This is a genomic window from Streptomyces luteolus (assembly GCF_029968015.1).
Classification (GTDB): Bacteria; Actinomycetota; Actinomycetes; order Streptomycetales; family Streptomycetaceae; genus Streptomyces; species Streptomyces luteolus.
Genome location: NZ_JASCIS010000020.1, coordinates 107,581 through 128,927 on the forward strand (window position 1 = coordinate 107,581; position 21,347 = coordinate 128,927).

The 21,347-nt window shown below is 71.9% G+C and carries 17 protein-coding genes; 5 read left to right on the forward strand and 12 right to left on the reverse strand.

The features are described 5' to 3' along the window. The first annotated feature begins 195 nt into the window (after positions 1-195). Together QIT00_RS20825 and QIT00_RS20830 are read left to right on the forward strand one after the other, a co-directional pair. On the forward strand, positions 196-855 hold the full coding sequence (locus QIT00_RS20825) for a response regulator (protein WP_282536833.1): 660 nt from the start codon (positions 196-198) through the stop codon (positions 853-855). Between the two features lie 103 nt (positions 856-958). After that, positions 959-1,435: a pyridoxamine 5'-phosphate oxidase family protein gene (locus tag QIT00_RS20830; RefSeq protein ID WP_282536834.1), complete on the forward strand. Its 477-nt coding sequence runs from the start codon at positions 959-961 to the stop codon at positions 1,433-1,435. Positions 1,436-1,512: 77 nt separating this feature from the next. Here QIT00_RS20830 and QIT00_RS20835 read toward each other — a convergent pair whose 3' ends face one another. Beyond that, complete coding sequence (locus tag QIT00_RS20835) at positions 1,513-3,069, reverse strand: protein kinase domain-containing protein (protein ID WP_408909812.1); 1,557 nt, start codon at positions 3,067-3,069, stop codon at positions 1,513-1,515. 466 nt (positions 3,070-3,535) lie between these two features. Here QIT00_RS20835 and QIT00_RS20840 point away from each other — a divergent pair, with 466 nt between their 5' ends. Next, entirely contained in the window at positions 3,536-5,218 is a 1,683-nt protein-coding gene (locus QIT00_RS20840) for a protein kinase domain-containing protein (protein ID WP_282536835.1), read from the forward strand. Between the two features lie 116 nt (positions 5,219-5,334). Here the strand turns inward: QIT00_RS20840 and QIT00_RS20845 are convergent, their stop codons facing one another. The 9 genes from QIT00_RS20845 to pdhA all read right to left on the reverse strand — a co-directional run bounded on the left by QIT00_RS20845 (position 5,335) and on the right by pdhA (position 15,625). Continuing rightward, positions 5,335-5,883 carry a bacterial proteasome activator family protein gene (locus QIT00_RS20845; RefSeq protein ID WP_282536836.1) on the reverse strand — a complete coding sequence of 183 codons (549 nt, stop codon included), beginning with the start codon at positions 5,881-5,883 and terminating at the stop codon, positions 5,335-5,337. 121 nt (positions 5,884-6,004) lie between these two features. Further along, positions 6,005-6,529, reverse strand: a complete 525-nt coding sequence (locus QIT00_RS20850) for a hypothetical protein (RefSeq protein ID WP_282536837.1) — start codon at positions 6,527-6,529, stop codon at positions 6,005-6,007. A 234-nt stretch (positions 6,530-6,763) separates the two neighbouring features. Continuing rightward, entirely contained in the window at positions 6,764-7,741 is a 978-nt protein-coding gene (locus tag QIT00_RS20855; protein WP_282536838.1) for an NAD(P)H-quinone oxidoreductase, read from the reverse strand. 49 nt (positions 7,742-7,790) lie between these two features. Continuing rightward, the gene (locus QIT00_RS20860) at positions 7,791-8,897 is read right to left on the reverse strand and encodes a potassium channel family protein (protein ID WP_282536839.1); all 1,107 of its coding nucleotides are present in this window, start codon (positions 8,895-8,897) and stop codon (positions 7,791-7,793) included. After that, entirely contained in the window at positions 8,885-10,414 is a 1,530-nt protein-coding gene (locus QIT00_RS20865) for a molybdopterin molybdotransferase MoeA (protein WP_408909813.1), read from the reverse strand. The genes QIT00_RS20860 and QIT00_RS20865 overlap by 13 nt, the downstream gene beginning before the upstream one ends. 23 nt (positions 10,415-10,437) lie before the next feature. Continuing rightward, on the reverse strand, positions 10,438-11,676 hold the full coding sequence (locus QIT00_RS20870) for a DUF6457 domain-containing protein (protein WP_282536841.1): 1,239 nt from the start codon (positions 11,674-11,676) through the stop codon (positions 10,438-10,440). 198 nt (positions 11,677-11,874) lie between these two features. Beyond that, positions 11,875-13,485, reverse strand: a complete 1,611-nt coding sequence (locus QIT00_RS20875; protein ID WP_282536842.1) for a dihydrolipoamide acetyltransferase family protein — start codon at positions 13,483-13,485, stop codon at positions 11,875-11,877. Beyond that, positions 13,485-14,510, reverse strand: a complete 1,026-nt coding sequence (locus QIT00_RS20880; protein WP_282536843.1) for an alpha-ketoacid dehydrogenase subunit beta — start codon at positions 14,508-14,510, stop codon at positions 13,485-13,487. Before QIT00_RS20880 ends, QIT00_RS20875 begins: the two co-directional genes overlap by 1 nt. Beyond that, positions 14,507-15,625, reverse strand: coding sequence for a pyruvate dehydrogenase (acetyl-transferring) E1 component subunit alpha (gene pdhA, locus QIT00_RS20885; protein WP_282536878.1), 1,119 nt, complete (start codon positions 15,623-15,625; stop codon positions 14,507-14,509). The genes QIT00_RS20880 and pdhA overlap by 4 nt, the downstream gene beginning before the upstream one ends. A gap of 264 nt (positions 15,626-15,889) precedes the next feature. On the opposite strand from pdhA, the gene QIT00_RS20890 reads away from it, so the two are divergent. Further along, the gene (locus QIT00_RS20890; protein ID WP_282536844.1) at positions 15,890-16,456 is read left to right on the forward strand and encodes an Lrp/AsnC family transcriptional regulator; all 567 of its coding nucleotides are present in this window, start codon (positions 15,890-15,892) and stop codon (positions 16,454-16,456) included. A gap of 946 nt (positions 16,457-17,402) precedes the next feature. Here QIT00_RS20890 and QIT00_RS20895 read toward each other — a convergent pair. Together QIT00_RS20895 and QIT00_RS20900 are read right to left on the reverse strand one after the other, a co-directional pair. Then, positions 17,403-17,993 (reverse strand): TetR/AcrR family transcriptional regulator, encoded by a 591-nt coding sequence (locus tag QIT00_RS20895; protein WP_282536845.1) that lies wholly within the window; start codon positions 17,991-17,993, stop codon positions 17,403-17,405. Beyond that, on the reverse strand, positions 17,990-19,501 hold the full coding sequence (locus QIT00_RS20900) for a 3-hydroxyacyl-CoA dehydrogenase (protein ID WP_282536846.1): 1,512 nt from the start codon (positions 19,499-19,501) through the stop codon (positions 17,990-17,992). The genes QIT00_RS20895 and QIT00_RS20900 overlap by 4 nt, the downstream gene beginning before the upstream one ends. A gap of 123 nt (positions 19,502-19,624) precedes the next feature. Here QIT00_RS20900 and paaN point away from each other — a divergent pair, with 123 nt between their 5' ends. Next, positions 19,625-21,316 carry a phenylacetic acid degradation protein PaaN gene (gene paaN, locus QIT00_RS20905; protein WP_282536847.1) on the forward strand — a complete coding sequence of 564 codons (1,692 nt, stop codon included), beginning with the start codon at positions 19,625-19,627 and terminating at the stop codon, positions 21,314-21,316. Positions 21,317-21,347: the final 31 nt, after the last annotated feature.

Sequence of the window (21,347 nt, forward strand, 5' to 3'; positions counted from 1 at the left end):
CCCTGCACAAAGCACGTTACCCAGTGCTCCGCATAACTGCGAAACCCCACTTGACCTGCGACTTTGCTTGGATTTCCAAGTAAATTCGAGAAAGCGGGAACAACTACTGGTCAGCGCCTTGCAGGGGGCCGGAACAACGGCACGTTATCCCGGCCACCCAGAGCATTGGAAGAGTCGGTGTGTGACACTGGCAGGGTGCACGAACAGGGAAAAATCAGCGTATTTCTGCTCGACGACCATGAAGTCGTCCGTCGCGGAGTCCATGAGCTGCTGTCCGTCGAGTCGGACATCGAGGTGGTCGGCGAGGCCGGCACGGCGGCCGACGCCCTCGTCCGGATCCCCGCCACGCGGCCCGACGTCGCGGTGCTCGACGTACGCCTGCCGGACGGCAGCGGCGTCGAGGTGTGCCGCGAGATCCGCTCCCGGAACGAGGACATCAAGTGTCTGATGCTGACCTCGTTCGCGGACGACGAGGCGCTCTTCGACGCGATCATGGCCGGCGCCTCCGGGTACGTCCTGAAGGCGATCCGCGGCAACGAGCTGCTCACCGCCGTACGGGACGTGGCGGCCGGCAAGTCACTGCTCGACCCGGTGGCCACGGCCCGGGTCCTGGAGCGGCTGCGCCACGGCAACAGTGCCAAGGGCGACGACCGGCTCGCGAACCTCACGGAACAGGAGCGCAAGATCCTGGACCTGATCGGCGAGGGCCTCACCAACCGGGCCATCGGCGAGCGCCTTCACCTGGCCGAGAAGACCATCAAGAACTACGTCTCCAGCCTGCTGTCCAAGCTCGGCATGGAACGCCGTTCGCAGGCCGCCGCCTTTGTCGCCCGTATGCAGGCCGAAAAGCACTGACCGGTCCGTTCAAAAATCCCGCATTCGGCCGGGACCTATTGCCCCGCCCATCGGGGCGGGTGGCTCTTTCCGCGCGCCTCTCCGGCAGCGGAAAGTGGAATACATGTCCACCGAAGAACTCCGCGCCGTCGAACTGCTGAGCCGGGTCCCGTACGGACGCGTCGCGACCAGCATGCGCGCCCTGCCGTTCCTCGCCGCGGCGCGGCACATCGTGGTGGACGGCCGCGTCCTGCTCCGGATGCACCGCGGCGTCGGCTACCACCAGGCCTGCCAGGGCAGCGTCGTCGCCTACGGCGCGGACAACTTCACCACCCTCGGCGACGCCGACGGCCACTGGTCCGTGCAGTTCGTCGGCACCTGCGAGGCGGTCGAGCCGTCTGCGGCCGAGCTCGGACTCTTCGGCCCCGCCCCGCACTTCGTGGACGGCGAGCTGTTCGACCCGGTCTACCTGCGCGTCGAGCCGCAGTTCGTGCGCGTGCACAGCATGGACCGCCTGGCCGGCGGCGACACCGGCGACGACGGGGACGACAGCGGTACGACGAAGCCCGCTCACGGGGTGCGTGAGCGGGCTTTGTCGTAGGCGGTCGGCGAGTTCCGGGACCGCGGGTCGGTTACCCGACGTCCAGGGGGTCGGTTACCCGACGTCCAGGGGGTCGGTTACCCGACGTCCAGCGTGGGCTCGTCGGTCACCGGGTCCTCGGTGGGCTCCTCGGTCGGCTCCTCGGTCGGCTCCTGCGTCGTCGGCTCCTCCGTCGGCTCCTGCGTCGTCGGATCCTCGGTGGGCTCCTGCGTCGTCGGGTCCTCGGACGGGGTGTACGAGGGCTGGGTCGGAGTGTCGGTGTAGTCCGGGTTGCCGCCGGTGTTGCCGGGCTCCGTCTCCTCCTGCGTCGTCTCCTCGTCCGTCGGCTCGTCCGTGGGGTCCTTCGACTGGGACTGCGTCGGCGTCGGGTCCTTGTCCGGGCCCGGGTCCTTCTTTGTGCCCTGCGCGGCGTTCAGGGCCACGGCCACGCCGACCGCGATCGCCGCGATCGCCAGGACCGCGAAGAGCCACATCTTGCCGCGGCCGTTGCCGCCGCGACCGCCCCGGCCGCCGCCGTTCCCGCCGCCGCCGTCGAAGCCGCCGTCGTCGTCCCCTATCGGGCGGAGCATCGGCTGCTGGATCTGCGCCGTACCCGTGTCCCCGGGGTGCGGGCGGGCCGCGGCGCCGGTGACGCCCATCGCCGGGGTGTTGCCGCCCTCGTGCATCGCCACCGGGCCGGTGCTCCACGTACCCGTGTGGCCACCCTGGTCCTGCAGCATCTGCAGGCCGTACTGGACGAGGCCGCGCATCTCCTCCGCCGTCTGGAACCGGTCGTCCGGGTCCTTGGCGAGGGCGCGCATCACCAGGCCGTCCAGCTCCGGCGGCACCCCGTCGGACAGCTCGGACGGCGGGACCGGCATGTCCTGCACGTGCTGGTAGACCACCGAGAGCGGCGTCTCACCGGTGAACGGGGGCCGCAGCGCGAGGAGTTCGTAGAGCAGGCAGCCCGTCGCGTACAGGTCGGAGCGGGTGTCGACGGCCTTGCCGAGGGCCTGCTCCGGCGAGAGGTACTGCGGGGTGCCCATGACCATGCCGGTCTGCGTCATCGTGTTGGACGCGCCGTGCAGGGCCCGCGCGATGCCGAAGTCCATCACCTTCACCGCACCGGTGTTGGTGATGATCACGTTGGCGGGCTTGATGTCGCGGTGCACGATGCCGTGCTGGTGCGAGTACGCGAGCGCCTCAAGCACACCCGAGACGATGATCAGCGCCTGGTCGGGGCCCGGCGCCTCGGCGTTGAGCAGCAGGTCCCGGATGGTCCGGCCCTCGACGAGCTCCATCACGATGTACGGGATGGTGTTGCCGCCGATGAGGTCCTCACCGGAGTCGTAGACCGCGACCACGGCGTGGTGGTTGAGACCGGCGACCGACTGGGCCTCGCGCGTGAAGCGGGCCTTGGAGACCGGGTCCTCGGCGAGGTCGGAGCGGAGCAGCTTCACGGCGACCGTGCGCCCGAGGCGTACGTCCTCGGCGGCGAAGACCTCGGCCATGCCGCCGCGTCCGAGTCTGTGGGTCAGCCGGTATCGTCCGTCTCCGACAAGCCCGCCATTACCCCACAACTCAGGCGCGTCTGACATACCGCCGCCAGTCGCCTCGGGGTCGGACGGGCCCTGAGCGCGCTGCTGGTCCATCAGTCCTCGCCGTCGTTTCCTGTCGTAACTGGTCGCGTCTGGTCCGTAACCCGACATGCCCGCGAACCCGGCATGCCCGCCTGCATCTGCCCCAGATGGGCGAGTGCGCGCGTCTCCTCTTACGGCCTCCGCCAGCCCACGCTACAGCCTCGGCGCGGCACGCTGGTTCGAGATGGACCGGCCATCAAACCTGTTACCCGGGGTTTCGGGCAAATCGAGTGGTCTGTCCCGGCGCGCGGGGCGCGGGACGTGACAAGAGCGTGACGGGCGCCATATCACCCTGCGGACGCCCCCGGTAACGCTTCCGAGACGGTTCTTGCGCGTAGGGTCACGGAACGGGCACCCGGCTTGACGTGTCGGTGCCCTCGGGCAGACTTGGCCCGGAATAGCAGGGATCTTCGCGCAGGTACGCGCATTCGTCACACGTATTCGTTACGCGCATTCACCGCGCCGATGGGGGACGCAGAACATGAGCCAGGACGGCGCACAGGGCGGCCGGTACGCGGGGCGTGCCCTGGCCGGCGGCCGCTACCAGCTGCGGGACCTCCTCGGCGAGGGCGGCATGGCCTCGGTCCACCTGGCGTACGACTCGGTCCTCGACCGGCAGGTCGCCATCAAGACCCTGCACACCGAGCTCGGCCGCGAGCAGTCCTTCCGCGAGCGCTTCCGCCGCGAGGCCCAGTCCGTGGCCAAGCTCACGCACACCAACATCGTCTCGGTCTTCGACACCGGCGAGGACGAGCTCGACGGCTCGACGATGCCGTACATCGTGATGGAGTACGTCGAGGGCAAGCCGCTCGGCTCCGTGCTCGACGCCGACGTCGCGCAGTTCGGCGCGATGCCCACCGACCGCGCCCTCAAGGTCACCGCCGACGTCCTCGCGGCCCTGGAGATCAGCCACGAGATGGGCCTGGTCCACCGCGACATCAAGCCCGGCAACGTCATGGTGACGAAGCGGAACGTCGTCAAGGTCATGGACTTCGGCATCGCCCGCGCCATGCAGTCCGGCGTGACGTCGATGACGCAGACCGGCATGGTCGTCGGCACCCCGCAGTACCTCTCCCCCGAGCAGGCCCTCGGCCGCGGTGTGGACGCCCGCTCCGACCTCTACTCGGTCGGCATCATGCTGTTCCAACTGGTCACCGGGCGGCTGCCGTTCGAGGCCGACTCGCCGCTTGCCATCGCGTACGCACACGTTCAGGAGGAGCCGGTCGCGCCGTCCTCCATCAACCGTTCGCTGCCGCCCGCGGTGGACGCGCTGGTCGCCCGCGCCCTGAAGAAGAACCCCAACGAGCGCTTCCCCACGGCCGACGCGATGCGGGACGAGTGCCTGCGGGTCGTGCAGTCCCTGCAGGGCGCCGCGCCGAGCATCGTGCCGGGTGCGCACACCGGCAGCGGCGCGGGCGTCGGCGCCTCGGTGTTCCCGCCGGTCGACCAGGGCATGCCGGCGCCCGGCCCCGGCAGCGTCCAGACCCCGTACCAGCCGGCGCCGTACGGTCCCGGTGGGCCCGGCGGCCCCGGCGGCCCCGGCGGCCCTGGTACGCCCGCGCCGACTCCCGCTCCCGGGTACGGCTACCCGCAGCAGGGCGGGTACCAGACCCCGGCGCCCGCCAACTTCGCCCCGCAGCAGGGCGGCCCCGGCACCCCGCCGCCGTACCACCTGAGCCCGCAGCCCGCGACGGCCGGCGGCGGCAACGGCGGTCGTGGCGGCAAGAGCAACACCCCGGTGATCGTCGGCGCGATCGCGGTCGCCGTGCTCGCCATCGGCGGACTGGTCACGGCCCTCACGCTGAACGGCGGCGGCGGCGGTGAAGACCCCGGAGGCAAGGAGACGGCGACGGCCGAGGAGGTCGCGGGCCACAAGGGCCCGGACAAGACCAAGGTCATGGACACCACCGACTGCACGGAACCCCGGGAGAGCTTCTCGGACCCGAGCATGAAGACCCTGCCGAAGTTCGAGTACCGCAACATCGACTCGGTCAAGGAGTGCATCCAGAAGGGCGGCTGGAAGTACAAGATCACGACCGTGGACGAGAACACCTACGGCGAGGGCACGGTCATGAAGCAGTACCCGACGTCGGACACGGACTTCGACCCGGACAACCCGCCGACCATCCAGCTGGAGGTCTCCAGCGGGAACCCGGCGCAGTAGCTTTCCGCAGCCTTCCGCGCTGCGGCCCGCCGGCCGCAGCGCATGACGGAGCCCGGCTCACCGAACGTGGTGGGCCGGGCTCCGTCGTCGTCGGTACGGGCGGGTGCCGCCGGGGGTTACAGGTACGGGCCTCCGGTGCGGCCCGCGTGCGGGTGGTCCTCGTCGCCCTCGTGACCGCCCGCGCCGGGCGGCAGCGCGCGGCGCATCTGCTCCAGCTGGGCGCGGGCCGCCATCTGCTGGGCGAACAGCGTCGTCTGGATGCCGTGGAAGAGCCCCTCCAGCCAGCCGACCAACTGGGCCTGTGCGATGCGCAGTTCGGCGTCGCTGGGCGTGGTCTCGTCGGTGAACGGCAGTGAGAGCCGCTCCAACTCCTCGACCAGTTCGGGTGCGAGGCCGTCCTCCAGCTCCTTCACCGAGCTCGCGTGGATCTCCTTGAGCCGCACCCGGCTCGCCTCGTCCAGAGGTGCCGCCCGCACTTCTTCAAGCAGCTGCTTGATCATGCTGCCGATGCGCATCACCTTGGCCGGCTGCTCGACCATGTCCGTCACCGGAAGCTCACGCGACTCGTCGTCACCACCGCCCCCGCCACCGAGGGCCATTCCGTCCTGCCCCACGACGAGGACCTGGGGGTTTTCCTGCGACCTGTCGTTCCTCGGCATCTCCATGCGGCCATTCTCTCGTACGCCTGCTGCACACCAGGGTGGTGCCCCGCCGCGGCGTTGATCCACCCTGCGCGTACGGTCCGACTCCCCCCGGCGTGCCCTTCCCACGGGCCGGCGGGGCGGCTCAGCTGCGTCTGATGCGTACGGCGAGGAAGGCGAGGCCGAGGCCGATCAGGACCAGGCCCGCGCCGAGCGGCAGCACTCGCAGCACGGGGCCGTCGTCGCCGACCGCCTGCCGTGCGGTGCCGTCGCCGGGTACGTCCGGAGTGGCCGAGGCGTCCGGGCGCTCCGCGGTCTGGGTCGGTTCCGGCGGGTTCGACGGGTCCTGCCGTTCCGGCGGCGGCGGGTGCTGGTTGTGGTGCCGGTGGTGTTGCTGGTGCTGGTGCTGGTGCTTGTGCTTGTGCTGCGGGGGCGGCTCCGGGTCCGGGATCGGCTCCGTACGGCCGGGGCGCTGACGGCCCTCACCGGCGCGGCTGCCCGCGCGGGAGGCGTCGGGGCTCGGTTCCTCTGGGCTCGACCGGACCGGCTCGCGGGGTGCGGGGGGCGTGGCCGCCGTGGCCGGGCCCGCGGGCAGCAGCGTCGCGAGGAGCACGGCGAGCAGCGCGGCGAGCAGCGCGACGGTGTGCCGCAGGCGGAGCCGTGGAGTCACGTCGGTGACCCCCTCCCGGTGCCGAGTCGCCAAGGTGGATGCCGTCAGCGTCACATGCGCGGACATCTCGGGCATCCCGGGGCGGTCCGGGGGAGGGCCACCGGGGTCGTACGGTCGGGAGGTCCGGCCGTACGGCTGCTGTGGGGGCGGGTGGTCGGGGCCTCAGCACGGCTGATGTGGAGGCGGGCGGTCGGGGGCGTCAGCGCGGCTGCTGTGGGGCGGGCGGTCAGGGCGTCAGCGGGTGAGGAGCACCTTGCCGACGTGCGTGCTCTCCTCCAGGACCCGGTGCGCGTCCGGCGCCTCGGCCATCGGCAGGGTCCGGTCGACGACCGGCTCGACACGGCCCGCCTCGATCAGCGGCCAGACGTGTTCCCGTACGGCGGCGACGATGGCCGTCTTCTCGGCGAGCGGGCGGCCGCGCAGCGAGGTCGCGGTGATCGCCGCGCGCTTGGCGAGGAGCGCGCCGAGGTTGAGCTCGCCCTTGACCCCGCCCTGGAGACCGATGATCGCGAGGCGGCCGTTCACCGCGAGCGCCTTGACGTTCCGCTCCAGGTACTTGGCGCCCATGATGTCGAGGATGACGTCCGCGCCCGAGCCGTCCGTGGCCGCGCGGATCTCCTCCACGAAGTCCTGCTCGCGGTAGTCGATCAGGATGTCCGCGCCGAGCCGCGCGCAGTGCTCCAGCTTCTCCTTGCCGCCCGCCGTCACCGCGACCCGCGCGCCCACGGCCTTCGCCAGCTGGATCGCCATCGTGCCGATGCCGCTGGCCCCACCGTGCACCAGCAGGGTCTCGCCCGGGCGCAGATGGGCGACCATGAAGACGTTCGACCAGACCGTGCACGTCACCTCGGGCAGCGCCGCCGCCGTGACCAGGTCGAGGCCCTGCGGCACGGGCAGCAACTGCCCCGCGGGCACGGCGACCTTCTCCGCGTACCCACCGCCCGCGAGCAGCGCGCACACCTCGTCGCCGACCGAGAAACCGCTCACCCCCGGGCCGAGCGCGGCGACCCGGCCCGAGCATTCGAGGCCCGGGTACGGGGAGGCGCCGGGCGGCGGGTTGTAGAAGCCCTGGCGCTGGAGCAGGTCGGCGCGGTTGACGGCGCTGGCCGCCACCTCGACCAGGACCTCGCCCTCGCCGGGTACGGGATCGGGGACCTCGGCCCAGACAAGCGCCTCGGGTCCGCCGGGTTCGGGGATCGTGATCGCATACATGGGCGCGAGGCTACTCGCCGGGCGCGGCCTTGCGGAGGTGGCCGACCGCTCAGTCGCTCGGCAGCGGACGGAGGTCCGGGACCCCGGGCGGGCCGGGCGTGGCCCGCACGATCGTGATCAGACGGTCCGTCAACTCCAGCTTGCCGATGGCCGGATCGTCGTAGCCGAGCAGCCGGTGCCCGCGTACGACGCTCACCACGAGCTCCTCGACCTCGCGCGCGGTGCGCCCCACCTCGGCCTTTATCACCGGGCGTTCGATCAGATCGAGGCCGCTGCCCTGCTGGATCAGGTCCTCCATGACCGTGCCCGCGCTCGGGCTGAGCACCGACAGGCCGAGCAGGCGACCGGCGGCGCTGGCGCTGGTGATCACCGCGTCGGCACCGGACTGGCGGAGCAGCGGCGCGTTCTCCTCCTCGCGTACCGCCGCGACGATCTTCGCGCCCCGGTTGAGCTGGCGGGCGGTGAGCGTGACGAGGACGGCGGTGTCGTCGCGCTGGGTGGCGATCACGACCTGCCGGGCCTTCTGCGCCTCGGCCCGCAGCAGTACGTCGCTGCGCGTGCCGTCGCCGACGACGCCCACGAACCCGTCGGCCGTGGCCGCCTCGATGACCTTGGCGCTGGGGTCGACGACGACGATCTGTTCCTTCTTCAGACCCGTGGCGCAGAGGGTCTGGATCGCGGAGCGGCCCTTGGTGCCGAAGCCGACGACGACGGTGTGTTCGCGCAACTGGGACCTCCAGCGGTTCAGCCTGAATTCCTCACGGGTGCGCTCGGTGAGGACCTCGAGCGTGGTGCCGACGAGGATGATCAGGAACAGCACGCGCAGCGGTGTGATGACGAGGATATTGATGACACGGGCGGTGTCGCCGGCGGGCACGATGTCGCCGTAGCCGGTGGTGGAGAGGGTGACGGTCGCGTAGTAGAACGCGTCCAGGAGGCTGACGTCGCCGTCGTGGTTGTCGTGGTAGCCGTCACGGTCGGCGAAGACGATGAAGGCCGTCGAGACCAGCACGGTCAGAGCCATGGCCAGCCGCTTGGCGACCTGTCGCAGCGGACGCCCGACCTCTCGCTTCGGCAGCTTCACCTGGGCGCTCACCAGATGCTCGTCCGCCTGACGTGCCATGGCGTCATGGCCGGGCAGTTTCACGTGAAACACCCTTCCGCGCTGTTCGTGTCATGGGTCGTGGGCGAGGACGGCAGTGTCCACGGCAGGTCGAGGATCTCCAGCTCCTGGCCGGGCTTCGCCCCGCCGGGCGGCACCACGGCGAGGCCGTCGGAGGCGGCGATCCCACGCAGCATGGCCGGGCCGTTGTAGTGCAGCGGCACGGCGACCAACTGCGGCTCCGCACGCAACACCACGGGCACGAGCCGTGTGTCGTGCGGATGCCCGTGGATCTCGTCCCTCGTGGGGGCGAGATACGGCACCGGCGCGATCCGCCCGGAAAGCGTACGCAACACCGGTTCGGCCAGCGTCAGCAGCCCCGAGACCGCGGCGAGCGGATTGCCGGGCAGCCCCACCAGGTGGCGGCGCTCGTCGAGTCGGGCGAGCAGCATCGGGTGCCCCGGCCGCACCTCCACGCCGTCCACAAGCAGTTCGGCGCCGAGCGCCCGCAGCGTCGGATGCACATGGTCGACAGGGCCCGACGCGGTGCCACCGGTCGTCACGACCAACTCGGCCTGCGAACCCGCGACCGCCTCGCGCAGCTTCTTCGCGTCGTCACCGAGCCTGCGTACGGCGATGACCTCGGCGCCCAGCGCCCGTAGCCAGTACGGCAGCATCGGGCCGAGCGCGTCCCGGATCAGCCCCTCGCGCGGCAGTCCTTCGGTGAGCAACTCGTCGCCCAGTACGAGTACTTCGACGCGCGGGCGGGGGACGACCGGAAGCGAGTCGTACCCCGCGGCGGCGGCGAGGCCGAGCACCGCCGGGGTCACGGAGAACCGCGCGGGCAGGAGTTGGTCACCGCTGCGGCACTCCTGGCCGCGCGGGCGGATGTCCTGACCGTGCATCACCTCACGCTCGGCGTGCAGCCGGCCCTTGCTGTCCGTACGGCCGTGCTCGCTGCGGATGACGGCGGTGACCTCGCGGGGGATGCGCGCACCGGTCGCGATCGGCATCGCCTCGCCGTCCGCCAGCGCGTCCGCGCCGGACTGGCCGGCCAGCACTCCCTCGTCCCGCACCTTCCAGGGGCCCGGTCCCGCGACCGCCCAGCCGTCCATCGCCGAGGTGTCGAACGACGGCAGGTCGGTCAGCGCGGTGAGCGGAGCGGCGAGGACCAGGCCGAGCGCCTGGTCGAGCGGGACGGAGGCGGGGCTCCTGCGCGCCACGGACTCGGCGGCCCGGGCCGCACGGTCGCGAGCCTGCGGCCAGGGGGTGCCTTGGTGTCTGGGGTGGGGGTTGGTGGGGTGGGGGTTGTCGGGGCGGGGGTTGTCGGGGCGGTGCTGGTCGGCGTGGGGGGCGTGGCGCTCTCCGGGCCGCCGCTCTCCGGGCCGCCCCGCTCCGGGCCGCCCCGCTCCGGGCCGCTTGCCCTGCCCGTCCTCGTACCCGGCCGACGCTTCTCTGACCAGGGCCAGGGCCTCGTCGACGTCCTGGTCGTGGTCGCGTTCGGCGTCCCGGTCCGGGGCGGCGCCGGAGGCGCGCTCGGCGTGCCCCCCGCGGCCGTCCGTGGCGTTCATCTCGTTCAGCCCGCGGGGCCCGGTCATTCCGCGTCCGGTGCGGTGTCCGCGCCGGGGGCGCCGCCCGGCTGGTCGTCGCGCTTGTCCTCGTCGGCCCAGCGCGCGGCGAGGGCGGCGGCCTTGCGCGCTGCCTCGGCCACGGCTTCGGGACCGCCCTCGGCCCGCGCAGCCGCGTACCCCACGAGGAACGTGGTCAGCGGCGCCGCCGGCCGCGCCACACCGTGTGCGGCATCGCGCGCGAGGTCCAACAGCAGGCCCGTGTCGACCTCCAGGTCGATGCCGAGCTCGTCCTTGACTGCGGTGATCCATTCATCCAGCACGTGCTCATGCTCCCTGATGCGTGCGCGGGCTTCGGCGATGTCCTCCCAGGTGTCGCAGTCGAACGCGGCACGGGAGTCGCCGGGTTCGGTGACCCGGGTGAGGGTGAGACCGGCGGTGAGCCGCCGCAACGGCAGCCCTCCGAGCCCGCCGTGCTCCTCGGTCAGGCGCTCCAGGCCACGGCGCAACGCCTCGGCCCGGTACGCCGCCACGAGCGGCTGGTCCCGCCCTTCCGCGTCGACCAGCAGGGCACCTTCGGGTGGTTGGCGCTCCGGCTGCGGGCCGTCCGGCTCCGCATCGTTCGGCTCCGCATCGTTCGGCCCCGCTTCGTTCGGCCCCGCTTCGTTCGGCTGCGCATCGTTCGGCCCCGCATCGTTCGGCTGCGCATCGTTCGGCCCCGCATCGTTCGGCTGCGCATCGTTCGGCTGCGCATCGTTCGGCTGCGGGCCGTGCGGCCGGGGGCTGTCCGGCCGGGGGCTGTCCGAGCGGGAGCTGTCCGAGCGGGAGCTGTCGGGCTGGGGGCTGTCCGAGCGGGAGCTGTCGGGCTGGGTGGCGTTCGAGGGCCCGGCTTCCGGCTGCGTGCTGTCTGGCTCGGTGCCTTCCGGGCGGCCCGTCGCCAACGCGTCGAGCAGCAGTCGTACGGTGCCCTCCCCCAGGAAGGGCAGGTCGGCGGAGAGGACGAGCACCGTGTCCGCCGTGGTCCGGCTCAGCCCGGCGCCGAGCGCGGCCAACGGACCGCCGCCGGGCGGTTCCTCGCGCGCCCACAGGACAGGGCGTGCGGTCGGCCTGCGCTCGGCGACGACCACCGTCGTGTCCGCGTCGGCGCAGGCGGCGAGGACGCGGTCGAGGAGGGACCGGCCGCCGACGCGCACGCCGGGCTTGTCGGCGCCGCCCAGGCGTCTGGCGGCGCCCCCTGCGAGCACGACGGCGTCATACGAGGTCATCCACCGAGTATGGCCGCACCGGCGATCAATGCCACCCCCGCGAACGGCCTCTACGCGGAGGGACATCCGTCACACCGAACGTGCCACCGGCCGCCCGTCACCCGTCGCCCGTCGCCCGTCGCCCGGCGGCCGGTCGTCGGCGGCCGGTCGTCGGCGGCCGGTCGTCGGCGGGAGACCCGTCGGCACCACACCTACCGCTCAGAGCGTGCGCAGCAGCACCGCCGGCTGTTCCACGCAGTCGGCGACGTACCGCAGGAAGCCGCCCGCCGTGCCGCCGTCGCAGACGCGGTGGTCGAAGGTGAGGGAGAGCTGGACCACCTGGCGTATCGCCAACTCGCCCTGGTGCACCCAGGGTTTGGGCACGATCCGGCCCACGCCGAGCATCGCGGCCTCGGGGTGGTTGATGATCGGCGTCGAGCCGTCCACGCCGAACACGCCGTAGTTGTTCAGCGTGAACGTGCCGCCGGTCAGCTCGGCCGGGGTCAGCGATCCGGTCCGCGCCGCCTCCGTGAGCCGCCCGAACTCGGCGCTCAGCGACTCCGCGTCCCGCGCATGCGCGTCTCGCACCACCGGTACGACCAGGCCCCGCTCCGTCTGCGCGGCGAAGCCGAGGTGGACCGCGTCCAGGCGGACGATCTCGCGGGCCTCCAGGTCGACCGTGGCGTTCAGCTCCGGGTAGCGGGCCAGGGCCGCCGTGCAGATCCGGGCGAGGAGCGCGAGCAGGGAGATCTTCTGCCCGGCGGCCGCGTTGCCGTTCATCGCCTTGCGGGCGTTCATCAGCTCCGTGGCGTCCGCGTCCACCCAGCAGGTCGCGTCCGGGATCTCGCGGCGGCTGCGGGACAACTTGTCCGCGACGGCCCCCCGCACCCCGCGCAGCGGCGTACGCGTCTGGCCCGCGGCCGTACGGGTCTGGCCCGCGGCCGTACGCGCGGGACCCTCGCGGGTGGCCTGACCGAGCGCGCTCTCCTCGGTGACGCCCTCCTCGGTGACGCTCTCCTCGGTGACGCCCTCCGCCGTGACGGCCCCTTCGCGTGCCGTGTCCGGCTGCGCCGCGCGCTGGGCGGCACGCACCGCGTACTCCACATCCGCGCGCAGGATCAGCCCGTCCACCCCCGACCCGGTCAACTCCCGCAGATCCAGGCCGTTTTCCTTCGCCAGACGCCGTACGAGCGGGGAGATCACCGGAACGGGTCCGTCCGCCTCCCGCGCGGGGGCGGATGTGCCCTGTGCGGGAGCAGACGCCTCCTGTGCGGGAGCAGACGCCTCCTGTGCGCGAGCGGGTGCGGGCGCTGTCCGCTCGGGCTCGGCCGGAGCGGGCCGGCTCTCCGCAGTACGCGAGCTCTCCACGGCACGCGAGCCGTCCGTCCCGGCACCGGCACCGGCACCGACGCCCGGGGGCCGCACCCGGCGCCGGCGGGCCGGGGCCGCACCCGTGCCGTACCCGACCAGGACGTTCCCCGAGGACTCCGGCTCGCCCTCGTCCGCACGGGCACCGCTCTCCGTACGGCTCGACGCCCCGCCACCGGTGCCGTTCAGCCCCGACGACGCGCCGTCTCCGGCCTCGGCGCCGACCGCGACGGTCAACAGCGGTGCCCCTACGGGGAGTTCCGTGCCCTCCTCGCCGAATCTGGCGGTGACCACGCCCGCGTACGGGCAGGGCACCTCGACCATCGCCTTGGCCGTCTCGACCTCGACCACCGGCTGGTCCACCGCGACCACGTCGCCGACGGACACCATCCAGCGGACGATCTCGGCTTCCGTGAGCCCCTCGCCCAGGTCGGGCAGAGCGAACTCGAAGACCTGCGCCATCAGCTGTCCCCCTCCCACTGCAGCCTCGCCACGGCGTCCAGGATCCTGTCGACGCCGGGCAGATGGTGCCGCTCCAGCATCGGCGGCGGATACGGGATGTCGAACCCCGCGACCCGCAGGACGGGCGCCTCCAGGTGGTGGAAGCACCGCTCCGTGACCCGCGCGGCGATCTCCGAGCCAGGTCCGCCGAACCCGCCCGACTCATGCACCACGACCGCGCGGCCGGTTCTGCGCACCGAGTCGCAGACCGTCGCGTCGTCGAACGGCACCAGCGAGCGCAGGTCCACGACCTCGAGCTCCCATCCCTCCTCACGCGCGGCCTCCGCGGCCTCCAGGCAGACCGGCACGGAGGGCCCGTACGTGATGAGCGTCGCGCTGCGGCCGGTGCGCCGCACCACGGCCCGTCCTATCGGTTCAACGCTCGCCGGAGCGTCCGGGTTCCAGGAATCCTTCGACCAGTAGAGGCGCTTGGGCTCCAGGAACACCACCGGGTCGTCGGAGGCGATCGAGGCGCGGAGCAGGCCGTACGCGTCGGCGACCGTGGCCGGTGTGACGACGTGCAGACCCGGCGTCGCCATGTAGTAGGCCTCGGAGGAGTCGCTGTGGTGCTCGACGCCGCCGATGCCGCCGCCGTACGGCACGCGGATGGTGATCGGGAGCGGCATGGCACCCTTCGTGCGGTTCCGCATCCGCGCCACGTGTGAGATCAGCTGCTCGAACGCCGGGTACGCGAACGCGTCGAACTGCATCTCCACGACCGGCCGCAGGCCGTACATCGCCATGCCGACGGCCGTGCCCAGGATGCCCGCCTCCGCGAGCGGGGTGTCCGTACAGCGGTCCTCGCCGAACTCCTTGGTGAGGCCGTCGGTGATGCGGAAGACGCCGCCGAGCGGGCCGACGTCCTCCCCCATCACGTGCACGCTCGGGTCCGCAGCGAGCGAGTCCCGCAGCGCGCGCTGCAGGGCCTGCGCCATGGACGCGGGTTTCACCGCCGTCGTACTCGGCTTGTCCGCCACGGTGGTCATCGCTCGGCCTCCGCTTCCAGCTCGGCGCGCAACTGGGCGGCCTGCTCGCGCAGTTGGGTGGTCTGCTCCGCGTACACATGCGTGAACAGGTCCATCGGGTCCAGGACCGGGTCCTGGTTCATGCGCTCGCGCAGGTCGGCCGCGAGCGCCTCGGCGGCGTCCTTCGCGCCCTGCCTGCGGGCGTCGTCGAGGAGGCCGCGCTCCGTCAACTCGCCTTCCAGGAGCGCGATCGGGTCGTGCGCCCGCCAGGTCTCCACTTCCGTGTCCCGGCGATAGCGCGTCGCGTCGTCGGCGTTGGTGTGCGCCTCGATGCGGTACGTCACGGCCTCCACCAGCGTGGGACCGCCGCCCTCGCGCGCGCGGCACACGGCTTCGGTGAGCACGTCGTGGGCCGCCGCCGCGTCGTTCCCGTCGACCAGGCGGCCCGGCATTCCGTACCCGACGGCCTTGTGGGCCAGGGACGGTGCGGCGGTCTGCTTGGCGAGGGGCACCGAGATCGCGAATCCGTTGTTCTGCACAAGGAAGACGACCGGCGCCTTCCACACCGCCGCGAAGTTCAGCGCCTCGTGGAAGTCGCCCTCGCTCGTCCCGCCGTCGCCCACCATCGCGAGCGCCACCACGTCGTCGCCCTTGAGGCGGGCGGCGTGCGCGAGGCCCACGGCATGCGGAAGCTGGGTGGCGAGCGGGGTGCACAGGGGCGCGATGCGGTGCTCGTGCGGGTCGTACCCGGTGTGCCAGTCGCCGCGCAGCAGCGTCAGCGCCTGCACGGGGTCGAGGCCGCGGGCCACGGCGGCGAGCGTGTCGCGGTAGCTGGGGAAGAGCCAGTCGCGCTCTTCGAGGGCGAGCGCGGCGGCGACCTCGCAGGCCTCCTGCCCGGTGCTCGACGGGTAGACCGCGAGCCGGCCCTGCCGGGTGAGCGCCGTCGCCTGCGTGTTGTATCTGCGGCCGCGTACCAGCTGCTCGTACAGCTCGAGCAGCAGCGCCGGGTCCGCCTTGGCCGCCGACTCGGTGCCGAGGACGCGGTACGGCCTGGCATCGGGCAGCAGTGGGGCGGGATCCGTACGGGGCTTCCAGGCGGGCGGCGGGCTGGGTCGGTAGGACCCCCGCTGCTCCATGACCGGGCTCTGGTTCTTCACCGCGTGCACCTCCTCGATCAAGGGGTGGCGCCGAGCGCCTCGAATATCTCGAATGTCCTGAATATTGGGTGGTGATCAGGGGTCGTGCAGATGTCGAGAGAGACGCGGCTGTGCGATGCGCCTCACCTACCGATTGTTCGGTCGTCGGCGCATTTTGGCTACAGGCACCTCCAGCCTGTGGACAAACGGTTCTCCACAGCCTGGGATAGATGCAGTACGTCCATGGTAGGGAGGCGGGGGGACATGGCACCTGAACGAATGGCCGACCAGGGCTCCGACGACGCGTCGGACTCTTCGGCGACACCGCCCACGACACACTCCACGGCACAGTCCACGACGCCGCTGCCGCCGCCGCGCCCGCTGGACGCCATCGACCGGGACATCCTGCGGATGCTGCGGACGGACGGTCGCGCCTCGATACGTTCCGTGGCCGAGCACGTTCATGTGTCGCGGGCCAACGCGTACGCCCGGATCAACCGGCTGATCGAGGACGGCGTGATCCGCGGCTTCGGGGCGCGCGTCAACCACGAACGCGCCGGCCAGGGAGCCTCCGCGTACATCACCCTGAAGATCGTGCAGAACTCCTGGCGCACGGTCCGCGAACAACTCAAGGAACTCCCGGGCGCGGCCCATATGGCGCTGGTCAGCGGCGACTTCGACGTACTGCTGCTCGTACACACACCGGACAACCGCACCTTGCGCGAACTCGTCCTGACACGGCTGCAGTCAATCCCGGAGGTACTGAGCACACGCACGCTGCTGGTCTTCGAGGAGACGGATCTGGATCATCCGGAGGATCCCGGGGGATAGGGGGTAAGGGCTGGGAGTTGAGGGCTGGAGGTTAGGGGCCGGGGCCGGGGCTGGGGTCCGGGGTTAATGGGTTGAGGGTCGCGGGTCTGCGTGCTTGGGCTTGCTCGGGGCTGCCGGCCGAGCGGATTCAGGTCGTCCGATGCTCGAGGGGGGAGTCCAACCTCGGGGCGCCGGTGCTCGGGTGCGAGTCCAACCTCGGGGCGCCGGTGCTTGGGGGTCGAGCCCAACCTCGGCCGGTCCGGCGCTTGGGACCAGTCCACACCCAGCGCGGCCGGAGCCTCGGGGAGGGAGCCCGATCCAGCCCATCCCGACGCGCGGGCAACGCCCCCCGCTCATCTGATGCCCAGGCGGCGGGACCGGCCCCAGCCGTCCAGCACCTGGGAAACGACCCCAACCTCAGCCCGCCCGGCGCGCGGGGAACGACCCCAACCTCAGCCCGTCCAGCGCGCGGGGAACGAGTCCCCATCCAGCGCATTCGACACTCGGCCAACGACCCCAATCCCCGCCCATCCACCGCCCAGGCGGCGGGCCTGCCCTCAACCGTCCAGTGCCTGGGAAGCGACCCCATCCAGCCCGTCCGGCGTTTGAGGACGAGCGCGAAGCGCGATGCGGGGGTCCGGCGCAACGCCCCGAAGCCGGGGTCTGGGCGGAGCCCCGAAGCGGGGCTCAGGGGCAAGTCCCGAAGCTGGGGTCCGGGGGCTGACGCCCGGAGCGGGGGCCAGGGCGCGGCAGCTCCGGGAGGGGCGGACAGGCGCAGCCCCAGTAGCCCTCGTAGCCATCCGCTGAGGACTCTCGGGAGAGACGGCCACCCCAGCCCGTCCGGCGCTTGAGGACCAGCCCGGAGGGCGACGGGACCGGGGGCCCGGGGCGCAGCCCCTGGAGCCGTCCGCTGAGGACTTTCGGGAAGGGGCGGGGAGGGGAAAAAAACCCGCCCGCACCCCAAACCTCACTCCTCCGTACGAAGCCCCGCAAAAGCCAAGTGCACCACCGCGTCGGCGATCTCCGCGTCGTCCATCCCACGACCCCCCGGGCGGTACCACTCGACAATCGAGTTGATCATCCCGAACAGCAGCCGAGTAGCCAGCCTGACCTCGACATCCGCCCGCAGATCCCCATCCGCGACCGCCGCCTTGAACAGCTCGGCCACCTGGTGGTCGAAGTCCCGGCGCCGCTCCAGCGCCCACTGCTCCGTCGCCGTGTTCCCCCGCACCCGCAACAGCAGGGTCACGTAAGGGAGTTCGGCGGTCAGGACGCCGACCATGCGTCGGGTGACGTACTCCAGGCGGTCCACAGCCCGCCCCACGCGCGCGTGCTCCTCGTCGAGGATCGCGAACAGGCCGTCGAGGGCACGGCTCACCGCGCGGCGCAGCAACTCCTCCTTGCCCGCCACATGGTGGTAGATCGAGGACTTGGAGATACCGGCCGCCTTGGAGAGGTGCTCCATGGACGTGCCGTCGTAGCCCCGCTCGTTGAAGATCCGTACGGCGACGGCGAGAAGCGTCTCGGGCGTGTACGTGTCGCGTCGTGCCGTGGTCATGGGCGGACCGTCTCTTCCTGGGCGTGGACGCGCCGACGCAGCCCCAGGGAGGGTGCGTAGCGCCCCGTCGGCTGCTGGTCGTGCATGCGGGACAGCAGGTCGTGCAGCCGCTCCAGGCCGACGCTCTCGCCCCAACCGAGCGGGCCTTCGGGGTAGTTCACGCCGAGCCGCATGGCCGTGTCGATGTCGTCGGCGCCCGCCACACCCCGATCCAGGGCGTCGAGCGCGATGTCGAAGAGCGTCGCGACCGTACGGGCCACGATCAGGCCGGGCACGTCAGCGAGGACGACGACCTGCTTGCCGAGCGCCTGGAAGAGCCCGGTGGCCTCCCGCAGCGCGGCCTCCGAGGCCGTCACCGAGGGAGCGACGGCTATCAGCGAGGTGGTCCCGTAGTCACGGGCGAGGTCGAACTGGACCGCGTCCCCGTGGCTGGTCGCCATGGTGCCGTCGGTCGACGGAAACAGGCGCGCCCCGCAGGGGAGCACGATGAACGCGCTCTCCGAGGCTTCCCCGCGCACCGCGACTCCGGCCTTCTTGAGGAGGCCGACGAGCGGTTCGGCGGGCCCGAGATCACCGCGGACGGTCACCTCCGCGGGCGCGGCAGCGGGCCCCTGAAGCACCGGTTCCGGCCGCTCGGAGCCCTCGGCGTAGTCGTACCAGCCGTGCCCGGACTTGCGGCCGAGGCGGCTCGACTCGACCAGGCGACGCTGCGCCAGAGAGGGGGTGAACCTCGGGTCCTGAAAGAAGGACTCCCACACGGAGCGCGTCACGGCCTCGTTGACGTCCTGGCCGATCAGGTCGGTCAGCTCGAAGGGGCCCATCCTGAAGCCGCCGCACTCGCGCAGGACGGCGTCGACAGTGGCGGGATCGGCGACGCGTTCCTCGTACGCGCGCAGCGCCTCGGCGTAGAAGGGGCGGGCGACGCGGTTGACGATGAAGCCCGGGGTGTCCGCGCACCGCACGGGGCTCTTGCCCCAGGACTTCGCCGTGTCGTACGCGCGCGTGGCGGCCGATTCCTCGGTGGCGAAGCCGCTGACGACCTCGACGAGCGGGAGCAGCGGCGCCGGGTTGAAGAAGTGCAGGCCGACGAACCGGCCAGGCCGTTCGAGGCCGCCCGCGATGGCGGTGACGGACAGGGACGACGTGTTCGTGGCGAGCAGGCAGTCCGCGGAAACGATCCCTTCCAGTTCGCGGAACAGGGCCTGTTTCACGTCGAGTTGTTCCAGTACGGCTTCGACGACGAGGCCGCAGTCGGCGAGCTCGGTGAGCGTTCCGGCCGGCTTCAGGCGGGCCTGTGCGGCGCTGCGGTCGTCCTCGGACAGCCTGCCCTTCTCGACGAGCCGGTCGAGGCGGGCGGCGATCGCCGCGGCGGCCTGCTCGGCGCGCCCCGGCACGGCGTCGTGCAGCAGCACGGGGTGTCCGGCGACCAGGGCGACCTGGGCGATGCCCTGCCCCATGGTGCCGGTGCCCACGACGGCCACCGGGTTCGTGCGGTCGAGTCCTGTCATGCTCGCGATCCTCCCGCATGGGTTGTCCACAGGTCCGGCCGACCCCTCTTGTCCCGACCGATCGTTCGGTTACTCTAACTCTGTCCTCCTGTTCCAGCCCAGCTCGACGAGGAGTTGTCCCTCATGGCCGCCGCAGTAACCGCGCAACAGCTCATCGAGAAGCACCGGCCCACCCTCGACCAGGCCCTGGAAACCATCCGCACGCGTGCGTTCTGGTCCCCGCACCCCGAGCATCCGAAGGCCTACGGCGAGAACGGCTCGCTGGACGCGGCCGCGGGCAAGGCGGCCTTCGACGCGATCGTGAGCACCCGCCTCGACCTCGACCAGCCGGGCACCGACGGCTGGGTGAGCGGCGAAACCTCGCCCTACGGCATCGAGTTGGGCGTGGAGTATCCGCACGCCGACCCCGATGTGCTGCTGCCCGCGATGCGCGCCGCGCTGCCGGCCTGGCGGGACGCGGGCGCCGAGACCCGCGCGGTGGTGTGCCTGGAGATCCTGTCCCGCATCAGCGCCCGCACGCACGAGTTCGCGCACGCGGTCATGCACACCAGCGGCCAGGCCTTCATGATGGCGTTCCAGGCGGGCGGCCCGCACGCCCAGGACCGCGGCCTCGAAGCGGTGGCGTACGCGTACGTGGAACAGACCCGCACCCCGGACTCCGCGGACTGGAGCAAGCCGCAGGGCAAGCGCGACCCGCTGAACCTGCGCAAGCAGTTCACGCCCGTCCCGCGCGGCATCGCCCTCCTGGTCGGCTGCAACACCTTCCCGACGTGGAACGGATATCCGGGCCTGTTCGCCTCCCTGGCCACCGGAAACCCGGTCCTGGTCAAGCCGCACCCGCGCGCGGTGCTGCCGCTCGCCCTCACCGTCCAGGTCGCCCGTGAGGTGCTCGCGGAGACGGGGTTCGACCCCAACCTGATGGCGCTGGCCGCCGAGCAGCCCGGCGAGGGCCTCGCCAAGACCCTGGCCGTGCGCCCCGAGGTCCGCATCATCGACTACACCGGCTCGACGTCCTTCGGCGACTGGCTGGAGAGCAACGCCCGCCAGGCGCAGGTCTACACGGAGAAGGCCGGCGTCAACACGGTCGTCATCGAGTCGACCGGCGACTACAAGGGCATGCTGTCGAACCTCGCGTTCTCCCTGTCGCTGTACAGCGGCCAGATGTGCACGACGCCGCAGAACCTCCTCATCCCGCGCGACGGCATCACGACCGACCAGGGCCCCAAGTCGTACGACGAGGTGGTCACCGACCTCGCGGGCGCGGTCGACGCCCTCCTCAGGGACGACGCCCGCGCGAACGCCCTGCTCGGCGCCCTGGTCAACCCGGATGTGAAGACGCGCCTCGAGGCCGCTGCCGGTCACGGTGAGGTGGCCCTGGCCAGCCGGGAGATCAACAACCCCGAGTTCCCCGGTGCCGTGGTGCGCAGCCCGCTCATGGTCAAGCTGGACGGCACCAAGCCGGACTCGGAATCCGTCTTCCTGGACGAGTGCTTCGGCCCGGTCTCCTTCGCGGTGGCGGTCGAGTCCCCCGCGGACGCGGTGGAGCTGCTGCGGCGCACGGTGCGCGACAAGGGCGCGATGACGGTCGGCGCGTACTCCACGTCGCAGGAGTTCGAGCACCAGGTGGAGGAGGTCTGCCTGGAGGAGTGCGCCCAGCTGTCCCTCAACCTCACGGGCGGGGTGTACGTCAACCAGACGGCTGCCTTCTCCGACTTCCACGGCTCGGGCGGCAACCCGGCGGCCAACGCGGCGCTGTGCGACGGCGCGTTCGTCGCCAACCGCTTCCGCGTGGTGGAGGTCCGCCGGGAGGCGTGAGCACGCGCGCGTGGTGACGACCGCTCCGGCC